The sequence below is a fragment of the Paraburkholderia caballeronis genome (genome assembly GCF_900104845.1).
Classification (GTDB): Bacteria; Pseudomonadota; Gammaproteobacteria; order Burkholderiales; family Burkholderiaceae; genus Paraburkholderia; species Paraburkholderia caballeronis.
Genome location: NZ_FNSR01000001.1, coordinates 1,850,488 through 1,866,234, shown reverse-complemented (window position 1 = coordinate 1,866,234; position 15,747 = coordinate 1,850,488). Strand labels below are relative to the sequence as shown.

16 protein-coding genes are annotated in these 15,747 nt (G+C 66.9%); 3 read left to right on the top strand and 13 right to left on the bottom strand.

The genetic code is table 11. The features are described from left to right. Positions 1 to 121 precede the first annotated feature (121 nt). Both BLV92_RS08300 and guaB read right to left on the bottom strand, forming a co-directional pair. The gene (locus BLV92_RS08300; RefSeq protein ID WP_090543943.1) at positions 122 to 814 is read right to left on the bottom strand and encodes a hypothetical protein; all 693 of its coding nucleotides are present in this window, start codon (positions 812 to 814) and stop codon (positions 122 to 124) included. Between the two features lie 6 nt (positions 815 to 820). Next, entirely contained in the window at positions 821 to 2,281 is a 1,461-nt protein-coding gene (guaB, locus tag BLV92_RS08295; protein ID WP_090543941.1) for an IMP dehydrogenase, read from the bottom strand. Positions 2,282 to 2,508: 227 nt separating this feature from the next. On the opposite strand from guaB, the gene BLV92_RS08290 reads away from it, so the two are divergent. After that, positions 2,509 to 3,540 carry a DMT family transporter gene (locus tag BLV92_RS08290; protein WP_090543939.1) on the top strand — a complete coding sequence of 344 codons (1,032 nt, stop codon included), beginning with the start codon at positions 2,509 to 2,511 and terminating at the stop codon, positions 3,538 to 3,540. Positions 3,541 to 3,660: 120 nt separating this feature from the next. On the opposite strand, the gene BLV92_RS08285 is transcribed toward BLV92_RS08290, so the two are convergent. Together BLV92_RS08285 and BLV92_RS08280 are read right to left on the bottom strand one after the other, a co-directional pair. Further along, positions 3,661 to 3,993, bottom strand: coding sequence for an RnfH family protein (locus BLV92_RS08285; protein WP_090546922.1), 333 nt, complete (start codon positions 3,991 to 3,993; stop codon positions 3,661 to 3,663). Between the two features lie 5 nt (positions 3,994 to 3,998). Continuing rightward, positions 3,999 to 4,433: a type II toxin-antitoxin system RatA family toxin gene (locus BLV92_RS08280; protein ID WP_090543937.1), complete on the bottom strand. Its 435-nt coding sequence runs from the start codon at positions 4,431 to 4,433 to the stop codon at positions 3,999 to 4,001. Positions 4,434 to 4,534: 101 nt separating this feature from the next. Between BLV92_RS08280 and smpB the strand changes: the two genes are divergently transcribed. Then, the gene (gene smpB / locus BLV92_RS08275; RefSeq protein WP_090543935.1) at positions 4,535 to 4,981 is read left to right on the top strand and encodes an SsrA-binding protein SmpB; all 447 of its coding nucleotides are present in this window, start codon (positions 4,535 to 4,537) and stop codon (positions 4,979 to 4,981) included. A gap of 64 nt (positions 4,982 to 5,045) precedes the next feature. Here the strand turns inward: smpB and BLV92_RS08270 are convergent, their stop codons facing one another. From BLV92_RS08270 to ppsA, 3 genes are all read right to left on the bottom strand, one after another. Next, a complete protein-coding gene (locus tag BLV92_RS08270; RefSeq protein WP_090543932.1) occupies positions 5,046 to 6,011 on the bottom strand; it encodes an SPFH domain-containing protein in 966 nt (321 codons plus the stop codon). A gap of 50 nt (positions 6,012 to 6,061) precedes the next feature. Beyond that, positions 6,062 to 6,523 (bottom strand): NfeD family protein, encoded by a 462-nt coding sequence (locus BLV92_RS08265; protein ID WP_090543930.1) that lies wholly within the window; start codon positions 6,521 to 6,523, stop codon positions 6,062 to 6,064. 152 nt (positions 6,524 to 6,675) lie between these two features. Further along, complete coding sequence (ppsA, locus tag BLV92_RS08260; protein ID WP_090543928.1) at positions 6,676 to 9,075, bottom strand: phosphoenolpyruvate synthase; 2,400 nt, start codon at positions 9,073 to 9,075, stop codon at positions 6,676 to 6,678. 391 nt (positions 9,076 to 9,466) lie between these two features. On the opposite strand from ppsA, the gene ppsR reads away from it, so the two are divergent. After that, positions 9,467 to 10,282 (top strand): posphoenolpyruvate synthetase regulatory kinase/phosphorylase PpsR, encoded by an 816-nt coding sequence (gene ppsR / locus BLV92_RS08255; protein ID WP_090543925.1) that lies wholly within the window; start codon positions 9,467 to 9,469, stop codon positions 10,280 to 10,282. A gap of 49 nt (positions 10,283 to 10,331) precedes the next feature. Here the strand turns inward: ppsR and BLV92_RS08250 are convergent, their stop codons facing one another. The 6 genes from BLV92_RS08250 to lpxD all read right to left on the bottom strand — a co-directional run bounded on the left by BLV92_RS08250 (position 10,332) and on the right by lpxD (position 15,747). Continuing rightward, on the bottom strand, positions 10,332 to 11,117 hold the full coding sequence (locus BLV92_RS08250) for a TrmH family RNA methyltransferase (protein ID WP_090543923.1): 786 nt from the start codon (positions 11,115 to 11,117) through the stop codon (positions 10,332 to 10,334). A 77-nt stretch (positions 11,118 to 11,194) separates the two neighbouring features. Then, positions 11,195 to 11,950 (bottom strand): ribonuclease HII, encoded by a 756-nt coding sequence (rnhB, locus tag BLV92_RS08245; protein WP_090543921.1) that lies wholly within the window; start codon positions 11,948 to 11,950, stop codon positions 11,195 to 11,197. Next, complete coding sequence (gene lpxB / locus BLV92_RS08240) at positions 11,947 to 13,119, bottom strand: lipid-A-disaccharide synthase (protein ID WP_090543919.1); 1,173 nt, start codon at positions 13,117 to 13,119, stop codon at positions 11,947 to 11,949. The genes rnhB and lpxB overlap by 4 nt, the downstream gene beginning before the upstream one ends. A 3-nt stretch (positions 13,120 to 13,122) precedes the next feature. Beyond that, positions 13,123 to 13,911: an acyl-ACP--UDP-N-acetylglucosamine O-acyltransferase gene (gene lpxA / locus BLV92_RS08235; protein WP_090543917.1), complete on the bottom strand. Its 789-nt coding sequence runs from the start codon at positions 13,909 to 13,911 to the stop codon at positions 13,123 to 13,125. 70 nt (positions 13,912 to 13,981) lie between these two features. Continuing rightward, positions 13,982 to 14,446 (bottom strand): 3-hydroxyacyl-ACP dehydratase FabZ, encoded by a 465-nt coding sequence (fabZ, locus tag BLV92_RS08230; protein ID WP_090543914.1) that lies wholly within the window; start codon positions 14,444 to 14,446, stop codon positions 13,982 to 13,984. A 221-nt stretch (positions 14,447 to 14,667) separates the two neighbouring features. Beyond that, on the bottom strand, positions 14,668 to 15,747 hold the full coding sequence (gene lpxD, locus BLV92_RS08225; protein ID WP_090543910.1) for a UDP-3-O-(3-hydroxymyristoyl)glucosamine N-acyltransferase: 1,080 nt from the start codon (positions 15,745 to 15,747) through the stop codon (positions 14,668 to 14,670).

Genomic DNA, 15,747 nt, shown 5'->3' with positions numbered 1-15,747 from the left:
AATCTAATTAAAGGAATGGATACAGAAAGCCGCGCATCGTGCGCGGCGTGAATTCGGAGTCCAGCGTATGTTGCGTGCGCGGTCCTGGGGTGCCGGTCGGCGCGGGCGGACGTTGCGGCGCTCAGCCATGAAACGGCGGCTTCGTCGATCCGGCCGCTTCGTCGCGAGCCGCATTGCGCGCTTCGATCGTGTCGGCCGAAGTCGCCGCGGTCGTGCCGGCGGACGGCGGCGCCGCGACCACAGCCGGACGTGTTGCCGCTTCCGCGACCGGTTTCGCCGGCGCCCCGGCTTCGACACACGGTCCGGCTGCGTAACCCGGCGTCGCGTAATTGACCGGTTCGCGCCGGTCCGGCGTCACCACGGTTGCGCTCCGCGCGTCGCGTTGCGCCGCCGCGGTTTCCATCGCAGCCACCTTGTCGCGCCGGCGCACCGCGCGCGCGAGGCGCACGCCGCCGAGTCCCAGCACGATCAGCCACGCGCCGAGCGCGCCGGCGACGAGTTCGCCGAAGCCGGTCATCGGCGGCGTATGCAGGCCGATCAGCCACACGAGGATCAGCACGCCGGCGATCCAGTTGACGTGGCCGACGACCTTGCCGATCGGCGACGTGAGCGCGCCGTCGAACGCCGCATGCGCGGCGAGCCAACCGAGGCCGATCAGCACGAAGCCGAACGCCTGGCCGATGAGCGTTGGCTGCGGCCGCACCAGTTGCAGCGCGTCGTACAGCGAAGCCCACGGGGTCAGCAGGAACAGCACCCCGAAAACCAGCAGGAACAACGCATCGACAATCAGTACAACGCGCAGCAGCGGCTTCATCAGACCTCAGTCCACGTGATAGTTCGGCGCTTCCTTCGTGATCTGCACGTCGTGGACGTGCGATTCGCGCATCCCCGCCGACGTGATTTCAACGAACGAGGCCTTCTCGTGCATTTCGTCGATCGTGCCGCAGCCGCAGTAACCCATGCTCGCGCGCACGCCGCCGATCAACTGGAACAGGATCGCGTTGACCGAGCCCTTGTACGCGACGCGCCCTTCGATGCCTTCCGGCACGAGCTTGTCGATGTTCGCGGAGTTGTCCTGGAAGTAGCGGTCCGCGGCGCCGTCCTTCATCGCGCCGACCGAACCCATGCCGCGATACGCCTTGTACTGGCGGCCTTGATACAGGAACACGTCGCCCGGCGACTCTTCGGTGCCCGCGAGCATGCTGCCCATCATCACCGCGTTCGCGCCGGCTGCGAGCGCCTTGCTGACGTCGCCCGAATAGCGGATGCCGCCGTCCGCGATCACCGGCACGCCGGTGCCGCGCAGCGCGTCGGACACGTTAGCGATCGCGCTGATCTGCGGGACGCCGACGCCGGCGACGATCCGCGTCGTGCAGATCGAACCCGGGCCGATGCCGACCTTCACGCCGTCCGCGCCGTATTCGACGAGCGCCTTCGCGGCGTCGGCGGTCGCGATATTGCCGCCGATCACCTCGACGTGCGGGAAGTTGCGCTTCACCCACTGCACGCGTTCGAGCACGCCCTTGCTGTGGCCGTGCGCGGTATCGACGACGATCACGTCGACGCCCGCCTGCACCAGCAGTTCGACGCGCTCCTCGTTGTCGGGACCGACGCCGACCGCCGCGCCCGCGCGCAGCTTGCCGTGCTCGTCCTTGCACGCGGCCGGGTGTTCGGTCTGCTTCGTGATGTCCTTCACCGTCATCAGGCCGCGCAGTTCGAACGCGTCGTTGACGACCAGCACGCGCTCCAGGCGGTGGCTGTGCATCAGCGCCTTCGCCTCGGTGAGCGGCGTGCCTTCCTTCACGGTGACGAGCCGCTCGCGCGGCGTCATGATCGAGCGGACCGGCTCGTCGAGACGCGTTTCGAAACGCAGGTCGCGGTTCGTGACGATGCCGATCAGTTGCGCGCCCTCGACGACCGGAAAGCCGGAAATGCCATGCTGCTGCGACAGCGCCATCACGTCGCGCACCTTCATCTGCGGCGGCACGGTGATCGGGTCGCGCACGACGCCGGATTCGAAGCGCTTGACCTTCGCGACCTCGCGCGCCTGCTCGGCCGGCGTGAGGTTCTTGTGGACGATGCCGACACCGCCCTGCTGCGCCATCGCGATCGCGAGACGGCCTTCGGTGACCGTATCCATCGCGGCGGACACGAGCGGAATGTTCAGGGAGATATTGCGGGTCAGCCGGGTCTTCAGGCTGGTGTCGCGCGGCAGAACGTCGGAGAAGGCCGGGACGAGGAGCACGTCATCGAACGTGAGTGCTTTCTGGATCAGACGCATGGCAAATCCTATGGGCGCAAAAGCAGATTATACGCGATACCTCCCTGGATTTCACGTGTCCGAACAGCGGCTTAGCGGCGATTCGTGAAAAATTCCCAGGCGCTTTCGGCAGGCTGTCCGGCCCGATTTTCGGGCAGTCCGCCGCCGCTGCAGGATTAAACAAGACGCACCGCCCCGTCACCGCTTAAGCTGTGCGCCATTCATCGCGATCCAGAGGCACGAAACACATGCAGCGCGGGGTGTTGTACGGCATTCTCGCCGGAGCGTTATGGGGAACGGTTTTCGTCGTGCCCCGCCAGTTGCCGGACTTCTCGCCGCTGCTGCTGAGCGCGGGCCGCTACGTGATGTACGGCCTCGTGTCGCTCGCGGCGCTGCTGCCGATGGCGCGCCGCGTGTGGCCGCGCCTCACGCGCGCGGACGTCGTCGCGCTCGTGAAGCTCGCGCTCGCCGGCAACCTGCTCTATTACCTGTTTCTCGCGACCGCAATCCATCTGGTCGGCATCGCGCCCGCGTCGCTGATCGTCGGCGTGCTGCCGGTCACGGTCACGCTGCTCGGCCGCCGCGACCACGGCGCGGTGCCGCTTCGCCGGCTCGCGCTGCCGCTCGCGATGATCGCGGCCGGCATCGCGTGCATCAACGTCGACGTGTTCACCGCGGCGGGTAATGGCGGCGGCGACGTGCTGACGAAGCTGACCGGCATCGGCTGCGCGGTCGGCGCGCTGGTGTGCTGGTCGTGGTTCGCGGTCGAGAACGCGCGTTATCTGCAGCGCATCACGCATTTCAGCGGCAACGAGTGGTCAGTGCTGTGGGGCGTCGTGACCGGCGCGCTCGGCGGCGCGCTGTGGCTCGCGATCACGCTGCTGCCGGCCGGCTCGGTGCAGGCCGACGTCGCCGCGTCGCGCTGGACGACGTTCTGGCAACTGAACCTGATCCTCGCGATCGGCGCGTCATGGCTCGGCAACGGGCTGTGGAACGCGGCCGCGAAACGGCTGCCGCTGACGCTGTCCGGCCAGATGATCGTGTTCGAGACGCTGTTTGCGTTGCTGTACGGGTTCGTGTACGACCACCGGTTGCCGCGTCCGCTGGAAATCGCGGCGATCGTGCTGCTGGTCGCGGGCGTCAGCTGGTCGGTGCGCCGTCACGCGGGCGAACCGCAACGCACCGCGCACGGGGACGGCATCGTGCCGTCGGCCGATCCGGCCGGAACCGGGACGGGCAACGGCAACGCGCCGACCGAACGGCGGCGCACGGCGGTTTAGGCAGCGGGGCCGAACGGAGCATCGCGCGACACAGCGCGACCACCGGACCCCCCGGCATCGCATGCGGCGGTGCGTCCGGCGCCGAAGATGCCGCCGGCCGGCCAACGACGTCCGTCCCGCCTACCGCGAATCCTTCGGCAGCCACTTCCGCCCTTCGATCGACCCTTCGCGCCGGGTCTTGTCGACGCGCCGCTGCCGCGCGGCCTTCGGATCGACGATCAACGGACGGTAGATCTCGACGCGGTCGTGGTCCGCGAGCGTCGCATCGAGCGGCCGAATCTTCCCGAACACGCCGACCTTCTGCTTCGCGAGGTCGATCTCCGGATGCCGGGCCAGCATGCCGCTCGCGTCGATCGCCTGCTGCACCGTCGCGCCGGCCGGCAATTCGACCGCGATCAGCGTCTGCGCGTCCGGCAGCGCGTAACACACGTCGATGGAAAGTTTCGCGTCCATCGTCGTCATTTTCCGTAGCGCTGGTCCGCGCGCTTCACGAACGATTCGACGAACGTGTTCGCGATGTGGCTGAACACCGGCCCGATGATCTTTTCGAGGATCACGTTCGTGAATTCGTAGTGCAATGCGAACTCGATCTTGCACGCGTCCGCGCGCAGCGGCGTGAAGCGCCAGTAGCCGGTGAACTTGCGGAACGGGCCGTCCGCGAACTCCATGTCGATGCGGGTCGGCCGCTGCTGCGAGTTGCGGGTCGCGAAGTGCTGCTTGATCCCCTTGAAATTGATGTCGATCCTCGCCTCCATCCCGTTTTCGTCCTGGCGGCGAATCTCGACGCCGCCGCACCACGGCAGGAAGTTGGGGTAGTCGGCAACGTCGGTGACGAGGTCGAACATCTGTTCCGCCGAATGGCGAATCAACACGGTTTTCTGGACATCCGCCATAAGCTGCGCAACGCGTTGCAGGAGTGGAAGCACAGCGGGCTTTTGGACGCCCGCTTTGCTAAAATCGTGATTTTAAACGAGTTGGACCTTTTCCATTTCCTATGAGCATCATCGACAACAGAAAAGCATTCTTCGATTACTTCATCGAAGAACGCCATGAAGCGGGGCTCGTGCTCGAAGGGTGGGAGGTCAAGGCGTTGCGCGCGGGCCGCGGGCAGATCAAGGAAGGTTACGTCGTGATCCGCGACGGCGAGCTGTTCCTGATCGGCGCGCACATCAGCCCGCTGCCGGAAGCGTCGACGCACGTGAAGCCGGACCCGGTGCGCACGCGCAAGCTGCTGCTGCACAAGACCGAAATCCACAAGCTGATCGGCAAGGTCGAGCAGCGCGGTTACACACTCGTGCCGCTGAACTTCCACTACAAGGGCGGGCGCGTGAAGTGCGAAGTCGGGCTCGCGAAGGGCAAGAAGCAGCACGACAAGCGCGAAACCGAGAAGAAACGCGACTGGGAGCGCGAAAAAGCGCGCCTGATGCGCTCGCCGACCTGACGCGTCCTGCCCCCTGACGTCCGCGACAGTCCGGCGCAAGCCGGACTTGCCGCACGACCGTTCGTCACCCGCCCCTCGTCTCCGCGCCCGGCGCGGGCCGCACGATCGCTTCGCGCGCACCCGTGCGATTCACGATCGTCAACGCAGACGCGATCATCGTGCTCAGGTCGGCCATGTCGCCGGGCACGATCAGCGTATTCCCCTGCTTCGCGAGATTGCCGAACGCATTCACATACTGTTCGGCGACCTTCAGGTTCACCGCGTCCATGCCGCCCTGCGACTGGATCGACGCCGCGATCTTGCGAATCGCCTCCGCATTCGCGTCGGCCACCGTCAGAATCGCGGACGCCTGCCCCTGCGCCTGGTTGATCGCCGCCTGCCGCTCGCCTTCGGACTTCTGGATCGCGGCCTCGCGCGCGCCGGCCGCCAGATTGATCTGCTCCTGCTTGCGCCCTTCGGACGCGGCGATCAGTGCGCGCTTCTCGCGCTCCGCGGTGATCTGCGCCTGCATCGCGTGCAGGATCTCCTTCGGCGGCGTCAGGTCCTTGATCTCGTAGCGCAGCACCTTCACGCCCCAGTTCGACGCGGCCTGGTCGAGCGACGACACGATGCTGTGATTGATGAAGTCGCGCTCCTCGAACGTCTTGTCGAGTTCGAGCCGGCCGATCACCGAGCGCAGCGTCGTCTGCGACAACTGCGTGATCGCGAACACGAAGTTGCTCGATCCATACGATGCCTTCATCGGATCGGTGACCTGAAAGTACAGCACGCCGTCCACCTGCAACTGCGTGTTGTCGCGCGTGATGCAGATCTGACTCGGCACGTCGAGCGGAATCTCCTTCAGCACGTGCTTGTACGCGACGCGATCGACGAACGGCAGCACGATCGTCAGACCGGGCGTGAGCGTCGCATGATAGCGGCCGAGCCGCTCGACGACCCACGCGTGCTGCTGCGGCACGATCTTCACGGTCTGCGCGACCAGCACGATCACGATCACGAGCAGAATCGCGCCGACGATGGGAACTTGCATGACGAGGCCTCCTTCGAGTCGTTCGGCGCGCACGGCATGCGCGCCGGGTGTCACGCGTCGCGCGCGCCGGCCGTGCGCGGCGGCTTTTTCGCCGCGACGATCAGGCTGTTGCCGCGCAATGCGGTGATTTCATAGAGCGGCGCGTCGTCGGGCTCGCCGGGCGCCAGTTCGACGTCCCATTCGGCGCCGCGATACATCGCGCGCGAACGGCCGTCATGCCAGCCGGAAACGGTCAGCGTCGAGCCGATGTCGAGATTCACGTCGGGGTCGCGCGACACGTCGAGCCCGCGACGCCGCCGGCTGAACCGCACGCGCCGCAACACCAGCAGCGCGACGAACGCGACCGCCGCGGCGATCGCCAGTTGCAGATCGAGCGGTGCGTCGAACGCATACGCGATCAGCCCCGCGACGAAACCGAGCGCGATCATCAGCAGATAGAACGTGCCCGTCATCAGTTCGGCGATCACCAGCACGCCCGCGCCGACCCACCAGAACAACCCGTGTGGTCCCACGTCGCTCTCCCAAAGCAAAACACCCCGGCTTGACCGGGGTGTTATAGCACGAAGCTGACACTTTTTTCGCGACCGGCGTGCCGCAACGCCATCATGCGGCCAAGCGCCTCACGAACCGCGCGCCGGTTGCCCAGCGCGCGGTTCGTCGTGGCTTATTTCGCCTGCAACTTCGCGAGCGCCTGCCACGTGTCGATGATCGTGTCCGGGTTCAGCGACATCGACGCGATGCCCTGCTCCGCAAGCCACTGCGCGAAGTCCGGATGATCGGACGGCCCCTGCCCGCAGATGCCGACGTACTTGTTCAGCCGCAGGCAGGTTTCGATCGCGCGCTTGAGCATGAACTTCACCGCTTCGTCGCGCTCGTCGAAGTCGACCGCGAGCAGTTCCATGCCGGAGTCGCGATCGAGGCCGAGCGTCAGCTGCGTGAGGTCGTTCGAGCCGATCGAGAAACCGTCGAAGAACTGCAGGAACTCTTCGGCGAGAATCGCGTTCGACGGCACCTCGCACATCATGATCAGCTTCAGGTCGTTCACGCCGCGCTTCAGGCCGAACTTGTCGAGCAGGCCGACCACGCGCTCCGCCTGCTTCAGCGTGCGCACGAACGGCACCATGATCTCGACGTTCGTCAGGCCCATTTCCTCGCGCACGCGCTTGAGCGCGACGCACTCCATCTCGAACGCCTGCGCGAAGTCTTCCGAGATATAACGCGACGCGCCGCGGAAGCCGAGCATCGGGTTTTCCTCGTCCGGCTCGTAACGCGAACCGCCGATCAGCTTCTTGTACTCGTTCGACTTGAAGTCGGACAGACGCACAATCACGGGCTTCGGATAGAACGCCGCGGCGATGGTCGCGATCCCTTCGGTCAGCTTGTCGACGTAGAACGCACGCGGCGACGCATGACCGCGCGCGACGCTCTCGACCGCCTTCTTCAGATCGGCGTCGACATTCGGGTATTCGAGAATCGCCTTCGGGTGGACGCCGATGTTGTTGTTGATGATGAATTCGAGACGCGCAAGGCCGACGCCCGCGTTCGGCAGCTGCGAGAAGTCGAACGCGAGCTGCGGATTGCCGACGTTCATCATGATCTTGACCGGAATCGGCGGCAGCGCGCCGCGCTGCACTTCGCTGACTTCGGTTTCGAGCAGACCGTCGTAGATCCGGCCTTCGTCGCCTTCCGCGCACGACACGGTGACGAGCGCGCCGTCCTTCAGCACGTCGGTCGCGTCGCCGCAGCCGACCACCGCCGGCACGCCCAGTTCACGCGCGATGATCGCCGCGTGGCAGGTGCGGCCGCCGCGGTTCGTGACGATCGCCGATGCGCGCTTCATCACCGGCTCCCAGTTCGGGTCGGTCATGTCGGCGACCAGCACGTCGCCCGGCTGCACGCGCTCCATCTCGGACGGATCGTGAATCACCTTCACGCGGCCCGCGCCGATCTTCTGGCCGATCGCACGGCCGGTCGCGAGCACCTGCGACTGGCCCTTCAGCTTGAAGCGCTGCTCGATCTTGCCGTGCGCCTGGCTCTTCACCGTTTCAGGACGCGCCTGCAGGATGAAGATCTTGCCGTCGCGGCCGTCCTTGCCCCACTCGATGTCCATCGGGCGCTGGTAGTGCTTCTCGATGATCACCGCGTATTTCGCGAGTTCGATCACGTCCTCGTCGGTGATCGAGAAGCGGTTGCGCTGCTCGTGCGACACGTCGACCGTCTTCACGCGGCCCGGCTCGCCCGGCTGCGTGAATTCCATCTTGATGAGCTTCGAGCCGATCGAGCGCCGGATGATCGGCGCCTTGCCCTGCGCGAGCGTGGTCTTGAACACGTAGAACTCGTCCGGGTTCACCGCGCCCTGCACGACCGTCTCGCCAAGGCCGTAGCTCGACGTGATGAACACCGCGTCCTTGAAGCCCGACTCGGTGTCGAGCGTGAACATCACGCCGGCCGCGCCGACGTCGGAGCGCACCATCCGCTGCACGCCGGCCGACAGCGCGACTTCCGCGTGCGTGAAGCCCTTGTGGACGCGATACGAGATTGCGCGGTCGTTGTACAGCGACGCGAACACGTGCTTCAGGCGATCGAGCACGTCGTCGATGCCGACGACGTTCAGGTAGCTTTCCTGCTGGCCCGCAAACGATGCGTCGGGCAGATCCTCGGCGGTCGCCGACGAACGCACCGCGAACGACAGCTCGGCCGGCGAGCCGTTCTGCAGCGTCTCGAAACCCGCGCGGATATCCTGTTCGAGGCGCGGCTGCAGCGGCGCTTCGGCGATCCATTGACGGATTTCCTTGCCCGCCTCCGCGAGCGCCTTCACGTCGTCGACGTCCAGCTTTTCGAGGCGCGCGGCGATCCGCTCGGTCAGGTTGTTATGTTTCAGGAAGTCGCGGAACGCGAGCGCGGTCGTCGCGAAACCCGTGGGTACGCGCACGCCGGCCTCGGCCAGCTGGCTGATCATTTCGCCGAGCGACGCGTTCTTGCCGCCCACGATCTCGACGTCGGTCATCCGCAACTGCTCGAACGGCACTACATAAGCCTGATCCTTCGGAATGGTGTTAGTCATACAAGCCCCTAAGTGTGAAAAAAATCCACGATTGCGCAAGTGGGCTCGGACGCGGGCCGCCCATGGGGAGCGAATCCGCGTCTTGCGCAACCTGTTTGAGAAGCAATCGCGAGACCGGAAAGACCGGCCGCACACGCAGGACAAAAGCCCGAAGAAGCGCGCGTTTGCACGATGTTGAACGAAATCGCCGCGGAATTCGCCCGAACGCGCCACAATCGACGCCGGTTCGGCGAGGTTTCACTGCAATTGCTTATCGAACAGGTTGCCGCTATTCTACCGTGCCGACTCCAGAAAATGTCGCAGCCGGCCCGAATCGCGCCCCAAAGCGGCGCATCCCGGCCCTTCGCGCCCCTTTTGTGCGCCGACGCGCGCCCTTTCCAGCCTGCCACCGATGCCGCCCACCGTATTCATCGTCTCCGACGGTACCGGGATCACTGCCGAAACGTTCGCGCATTCGATCCTGTCGCAGTTCGACCAGAAATTCCGCCTCGTGCGCGTGCCGTTCGTCGATTCGATGGACAAGGCCTATGTGACCGTCGACAAGATCAACGACGCGGCCGTGCAGGAAGGACGCCGCCCGATCGTGTTCACGACGCTCGTCGACAGCCAGTCGAACGAAGTCGTGAAGCGCTCGAACGCGCTCGTGCTCGACATGTTCCAGACCTTCGTCGAGCCGCTCGAACAGGAGCTGGACGTCAAGTCGAGCCATGCGATGGGCCGCGTGCACCAGAACGCGGACACCGAGGAGTACAAGAACCGGATCGAGGCGATCAACTTCTCGCTCGCGCACGACGACGGTCAATCGAACCGCAATCTCGTGGACGCGGACGTGATCCTCGTCGGCGTGTCGCGCAGCGGCAAGACGCCGACGAGCCTGTACCTCGCGATGCAGTACGGCGTGAAGGCCGCGAACTACCCGCTGATTCCGGACGACTTCGAGCGCGGCAAGCTGCCGACGCCGCTGATCGAGCATCGGTCGAAGCTGTTCGGCCTGTCGATCGACGCGCAACGGCTCTCCGAGATCCGCAACGAGCGGCGGCCCGGCAGCAAATACGCGGCAATCGAGAACTGCCGCTACGAGATCAACGAAGCGGAAACGATGATGCGGCGCGAAGGGATCAAGTGGCTGTCGTCGACACACAAGTCGATCGAGGAGATCGCGACGACGATCCTGCAGGAAATCCGCATGGACAAGCCGCCGTACTGACGCGGCTTCCCCGCCCATCGCGCCGTGAGCGCAAAGCGGCTGCGGCCGGTCAGCGCGCGCGGCGCTGCTGCCGGACCTGCTCGAACAGACACACCGCGGCGGCCGCGGCGACGTTCAGCGACTCCATCCCGCCCGGCTGCGGAATCGTCACCCGATGCGCGGCCGCGTCGCGCCATACCTGCGACACGCCCGCCCCTTCGTTGCCGAACACCCACGCGACCGCGCCGGTCAGGTCGCAGTCGTCGACCGGCTGCGCGCCGTGCGAATCGGTGATCACGACCGGCGCCGCGAGGCTGTCGAGCAGCGCCGCCGGCTCGACGTTCTCGAACACGTTCAGCAGAAAATGTGCGCCCATCGCGGAGCGCAGCACCTTCGACGACCACGCGTGCGCGGTGCCGGGCGTGCAGAACACCTTGTCGATGCCGGCCGCCGCCGCGCTGCGCAGGATCGAACCGACGTTGCCCGCGTCCTGCACGCCGTCGAGCACCACGCAGGTGTCCGCGACGCGCGGCGGCAACGCGGGTTCCGGCGTATCGACCAGCAGCAGCAGCCCGACGCCGTGCACGACGTTCGAAAGCTGGCCGAACAGCGCATCCGGCAGCATGACCACGCGCTGGCCGTCGATCCGCGCGACGATCGTCTGCGCCTCGTCGTGCGCGAGCGCGCCGTCGGTGACGACGCACAGTTCGGGCTGCGCGCCGCCGTCGAGCCACGCGCTCGCGAGATGGAACCCTTCGAGCAGCGCCTGACCGCTCCTGCGCTGCTGATGCGTCGAGCCGGCCAGCGCCTTCAGGCGCTTGTACAGCGGATTGTCGCGCGAGGTAATGGCTTTCACGGGCGGCTGAACCTGGATCGGGGAAACGGGAATCGGCGCCGCATCGCGCGAGCGCCGGATGAAACGAAAACGACGTATCAGGCCGGCGCGAACGCGTCGTCGCCGGCGCCGTCGTGTGACGTAACACCGGACGCCAGCACGCGACCCGGCAACGTCAGCCCGTGCAGCGCATAGGCGTCGCGCACCGGCGCGAACGAGCGCCGATGATGCTCGCAAGGCCCATGCGCGCGCAGCGCGGCCAGGTGCTGCGGCGTGCCGTAACCCGCGTGCGCGTCGAAACCGTACGCGGGGAACGTCTGATGCAGTTCGAGCAGCATCCGGTCGCGCGTGACCTTCGCGAGAATCGACGCGGCCGAGATGCACGGCACCAGCGCGTCGCCGCCGATCACCGCCTCGCTGCGCACCGCGAGCACCGGGCAGCGGTTGCCGTCGATCTTCGCGAGCGTCGGCGTCACGCGCAGCCCTTCGACCGCGCGGCGCATCGCGAGCATCGTCGCGTGCAGGATGTTCAGCGTGTCGATCTCGTCGACCGACGCGGACGCGACGCAGTACGCGATCGAACGCTCGACGATCAGTTCGTACAGCGCGTCGCGCTTCTTCGCGCTCAACGCCTTCGAGTCGTCGAGACCGACGATCGGCCGCGCCGGATCGAGGATCACCGCCGCCGCGACGACCGGCCCCGCAAGCGGCCCGCGCCCGGCCTCGTCGACGCCGCAGACGATCTCGTCCGGCGCATCGAACGCGAGGCCCGGCTGCGGAGCGCTCGGCCGCTTTACGCGTTGCTTCGCGGGTTGCTTTGCCGCCCGCTCGCGCTTCGGCGCGCTGTCGGTCATGTCCGCCTCCTGCGGCGTTCGACGACCTCCGCGACCACTTCCGCCGACCGCTGCGACGTGTTCTGCCGCAGCGCGTGGTGCATGTCCGTGAAGATTTCGGTCAGCGTGCGTCGGTTCGCTTCGTCGTGCAACTGCGTGAGCGTGGCGTCCGCGAGCGCCTCCGGCGTCGCGAAGTGCTGCAGGATCTCCGGCACGACGAAACGGCCCGCAAGAATGTTCGGCAGCCCAACGTACGGCAGATACCCCTGCCGCCGCATGATCTGCCCGGTCAGCCACGGCACCTTGTACGAGATCACCATCGGCTTCTTCAGCAGCGCCGCTTCGAGCGTGACGGTGCCGCTCTTCACGAGGATCGCGTCGGCGGCCGTCATCGCGAGCTGCGCGCCGCCGTCGGTAATCGTCAGCGCGAGGCCCGGATGCCGGTCCACGAGCGTCTGCAACTGCGCGCGCAACGCCGGCGTCGCGGCCGGCATCACGAAACGCAGCCCCGGCTCGCGCTGCTGCATCACCTGCATCGCGTCGAAGAACGTCGGGCCGATCAGTTCGATCTCCGAGCGGCGGCTGCCCGGCAGCACCGCGATCACCGGGCCGCTGTCCGGCAGCCCGAGCGCGCGGCGCGCGCCGGGCATGTCCGGCACGAGCGGAATCTCGTCCGCGAGCGGATGGCCGACGTACGACGCCGCGACGCCCGCCTTTTCGAGAATCGCGGTCTCGAACGGGAACACGCACAGCATGTGATCGACCGCCTTCGCGATCTTCTTGATGCGGCCGCCGCGCCACGCCCAGATCGACGGGCACACGAAGTGGATCGTCGGGATGCCGGAGTCGCGCAGCGGATGTTCGAGGCCGAAGTTGAAGTCCGGCGCATCGACGCCGACGAACGCATCGGGCGGGTCCGCGAGCAGCTGCCGCTTCAGTTCGTTGCGGATGCCGAGGATCTCCGGGATGTGCCGCAGCGCCTCGACGTAGCCGCGCACCGTCAGCTTCTCCATCGGCCAGTGCGCGTCGAAGCCGACGGCCGCCATGCGCGGACCGCCGATCCCGTAGTACTGCGTGGTGTCCGGCAGACGGCCCGCGAGGCCGGTGAGCAGCGACGCGGCGAGCAGATCGCCGGACGGCTCGCCGGCGACCATCGCGATGCGCAGGGGACGGGTTTGCAGCGCCGCCATCGCCTAGCGGATGATGCCGCGTTGCGACTGCTCGACGAACGCGATCAGCGCCTGCACCGGCGCGTCGCCGTCGCCGCCGGCCGACGCGAGTTCGGCCAGTTGGACCTTCGCTTCTTCGAGCGACAGGCCGTTCTTGTACAGCAGCCGATACGCGGAGCGCAGCGCCGAGATCGCATCCGGCGAGAAACCGCGGCGACGCAGCCCCTCGACGTTGATCCCGTGCGGCTCCGCCTTGTTGCCAGCCGCGATCACGAACGGCGGCACGTCCTGCACGAGCGCCGACGCGCCGCCGAGCATCGAGTGCGCGCCGATCCGCACGAACTGGTGCACGCCCGACATGCCGCCGACGATCGCGTAGTCCTCGACGATCACGTGGCCCGCGAGCTGCGCGTTGCTCGACATGATTACGTTGTTGCCGAGCCGGCAGTCGTGGCCGACGTGCACGTACGCCATGATCCAGTTGTCGTCGCCGATGATCGTGACGCCGGTGTCCTGCATCGTGCCGGTGTGCAGCGTCGTGAACTCGCGGATCGTGTTGCGGTTGCCGATTTCGAGCCGGGTCGGCTCGTCCTTGTACTTCATGTCCTGCGGACGGCCGCCGATCGACGCGAAGTGGCCGATGCGGTTGTCCTCGCCGACCGTCGTATGGCCCTCGATCACGCTGTGCGAGCCGATCGTCGTGCGCGCGCCGATGCGCACGTGCGCGCCGACGACCGCATACGGTCCGATCTCGACGGTCTCGTCGAGCTGCGCGCCCGGCTCGACGATCGCAGTGGGATGAATCCTGGTCATTCGCCCTCGCTTCCGAGTCTGTTGCGTGCCGCGGCGCGTCGCGCGCCACCCGGCACAGGACGGCGCGTGCTTACGCCGCCGGGTCCACGTTCTTGACGGTGCACATCAGCTCCGCCTCGCAGGCGACCGCGCCGTCCACTTCCGCATGCGCCTTGAACTTCCAGATGCCGCGCATGTAGCGCTCGAACGTCACGTTCAGGATCAGCTGGTCGCCCGGCTCCACCACGCGCTTGAAACGCGCGCCGTCGATGCCGACGAAGTAGTACAGCGTCGTTTCCGGATCGTGCGGCTCTTCCGCGAACGTCAGCAGCGCGGCGGTCTGCGCGAGCGCCTCCAGGATCATCACGCCCGGCATCACGGGGCGCGTCGGGAAGTGACCGGTGAAGAACGGCTCGTTGACGGTCACGTTCTTCAGCGCCTTGATGCTCTTGTGCGGCACGAGGTCGATCACGCGGTCCACCATCAGGAACGGATAGCGGTGCGGCAGCAACGTGAGGATCTTGTGGATGTCGAAGTTGATTTTCTCGATGTTCATGGTGTTTCTGCTCACGCACGAATTGCGCGAAGATGACTGCGGATGGTGAGGCCCGCGCTGACGCGAAGTATGCGCCACGCGCCGGGCGACGTGCATTCGGATCTGCCCGCGCACGGTGCGGCACGCGAAAGCCGGCGTCGTATTGCCGAACGCCGGCTTTCGCATGCCGACCGCCGCGGCGCGACGCCCGCGCCGTGGCGCTGCGGCGTCAGGGGTACCGCTCAGTCGTCGCCTGGCGACGGCTGAGCGGCGACCGCCGCTTCGAGCGCCTTGATGCGGTCGCGCAGCTTGTCGAGATTGCGCATCAGCGCGGCGCTGCGGTTCCAGTCGCGATGCTCGATCGCCGGGAACGCGCTCGTGTACATGCCCGGCTTGCGCAGCGACTTCGACACGCCCGACTGCGCGGTGACGATCACGTAGTCCGCAAGCGTCACGTGGCCCGCGATGCCGACCGCGCCGCCGATCATGCAGTGGCGGCCGATCGTCGTGCTGCCCGCGATGCCCGCGCACCCGGCGATCACCGTGTACGCGCCGATCCGGCAGTTGTGGCCGATCTGCACGAGGTTGTCGATCTTCACGCACTCGTCGATCACCGTGTCGGCCATCGCGCCGCGGTCGATCGTCGTGTTCGCGCCGATCTCGACGTCCGGCCCGATCGACACGCCGCCGACCTGCGGAATCTTCACCCAGCTACCGGTGCGCGCATCGCCTTCGCCCACGAAGTCCGGCGCGAAGCCGAAGCCGTCCGAACCGATCACCGCGCCCGAATGGACGATCGCGCGCTCGCCGATCCGGCAGCCGTGATACACGGTGACGCCCGGATACAGATGCGAGCCCGCCGCGATCTTCGTGCCGCGGCCGACGAACACGTTCGCGTCGAGCCGCACGTGCTCCCCGATCACCGCCCCCGCCTCGACGGTCACGTTCGGGCCGATCACCGCAGTGGCGGCGACCTGCGCGGACGGATCGACGTGCGCGCTCGCATGCACGCCCGGTTCGGCCTTCGGCGCCGCGAGGTCGATGAACGCCTGCGCGACGCGGGCGAAATAAGCATACGGGTTCGGCGTGACGATGAAGTTGCGGGCGTCGCGCGACGCGAGTTTTGCGAGATCGTCCGCGCCGATCAGCACCGCGCCGGCGGCGGTCGTCTCCACCTGCGACAGATATTTCGGGTTGGCCAGGAACGCGAGTTGCTGGGGACCGGCCTGGTCGAGCGGCGCGAGCGACACGACGCGCTGCGCCGCGTTGCCGACCACCTCGCCGCCGAACCGCCGGACGATTTCCTCAAGCGTGAATGCCAT

What these genes read in the sequence shown, in the direction of transcription:
- BLV92_RS08300 (WP_090543943.1), bottom strand. Translation starts at nt 814, where the DNA reads ATGAAGCCGCTGCTGCGCGTTGTACTGATTGTCGATGCGTTGTTCCTG.
- guaB (WP_090543941.1), bottom strand. Translation starts at nt 2,281, where the DNA reads ATGCGTCTGATCCAGAAAGCACTCACGTTCGATGACGTGCTCCTCGTC.
- BLV92_RS08290 (WP_090543939.1), top strand. Translation starts at nt 2,509, where the DNA reads ATGCAGCGCGGGGTGTTGTACGGCATTCTCGCCGGAGCGTTATGGGGA.
- BLV92_RS08285 (WP_090546922.1), bottom strand. Translation starts at nt 3,993, where the DNA reads ATGGACGCGAAACTTTCCATCGACGTGTGTTACGCGCTGCCGGACGCG.
- BLV92_RS08280 (WP_090543937.1), bottom strand. Translation starts at nt 4,433, where the DNA reads ATGGCGGATGTCCAGAAAACCGTGTTGATTCGCCATTCGGCGGAACAG.
- smpB (WP_090543935.1), top strand. Translation starts at nt 4,535, where the DNA reads ATGAGCATCATCGACAACAGAAAAGCATTCTTCGATTACTTCATCGAA.
- BLV92_RS08270 (WP_090543932.1), bottom strand. Translation starts at nt 6,011, where the DNA reads ATGCAAGTTCCCATCGTCGGCGCGATTCTGCTCGTGATCGTGATCGTG.
- ppsA (WP_090543928.1), bottom strand. Translation starts at nt 9,075, where the DNA reads ATGACTAACACCATTCCGAAGGATCAGGCTTATGTAGTGCCGTTCGAG.
- ppsR (WP_090543925.1), top strand. Translation starts at nt 9,467, where the DNA reads ATGCCGCCCACCGTATTCATCGTCTCCGACGGTACCGGGATCACTGCC.
- rnhB (WP_090543921.1), bottom strand. Translation starts at nt 11,950, where the DNA reads ATGACCGACAGCGCGCCGAAGCGCGAGCGGGCGGCAAAGCAACCCGCG.
- lpxB (WP_090543919.1), bottom strand. Translation starts at nt 13,119, where the DNA reads ATGGCGGCGCTGCAAACCCGTCCCCTGCGCATCGCGATGGTCGCCGGC.
- lpxA (WP_090543917.1), bottom strand. Translation starts at nt 13,911, where the DNA reads ATGACCAGGATTCATCCCACTGCGATCGTCGAGCCGGGCGCGCAGCTC.
- fabZ (WP_090543914.1), bottom strand. Translation starts at nt 14,446, where the DNA reads ATGAACATCGAGAAAATCAACTTCGACATCCACAAGATCCTCACGTTG.
- lpxD (WP_090543910.1), bottom strand. Translation starts at nt 15,747, where the DNA reads ATGGCATTCACGCTTGAGGAAATCGTCCGGCGGTTCGGCGGCGAGGTG.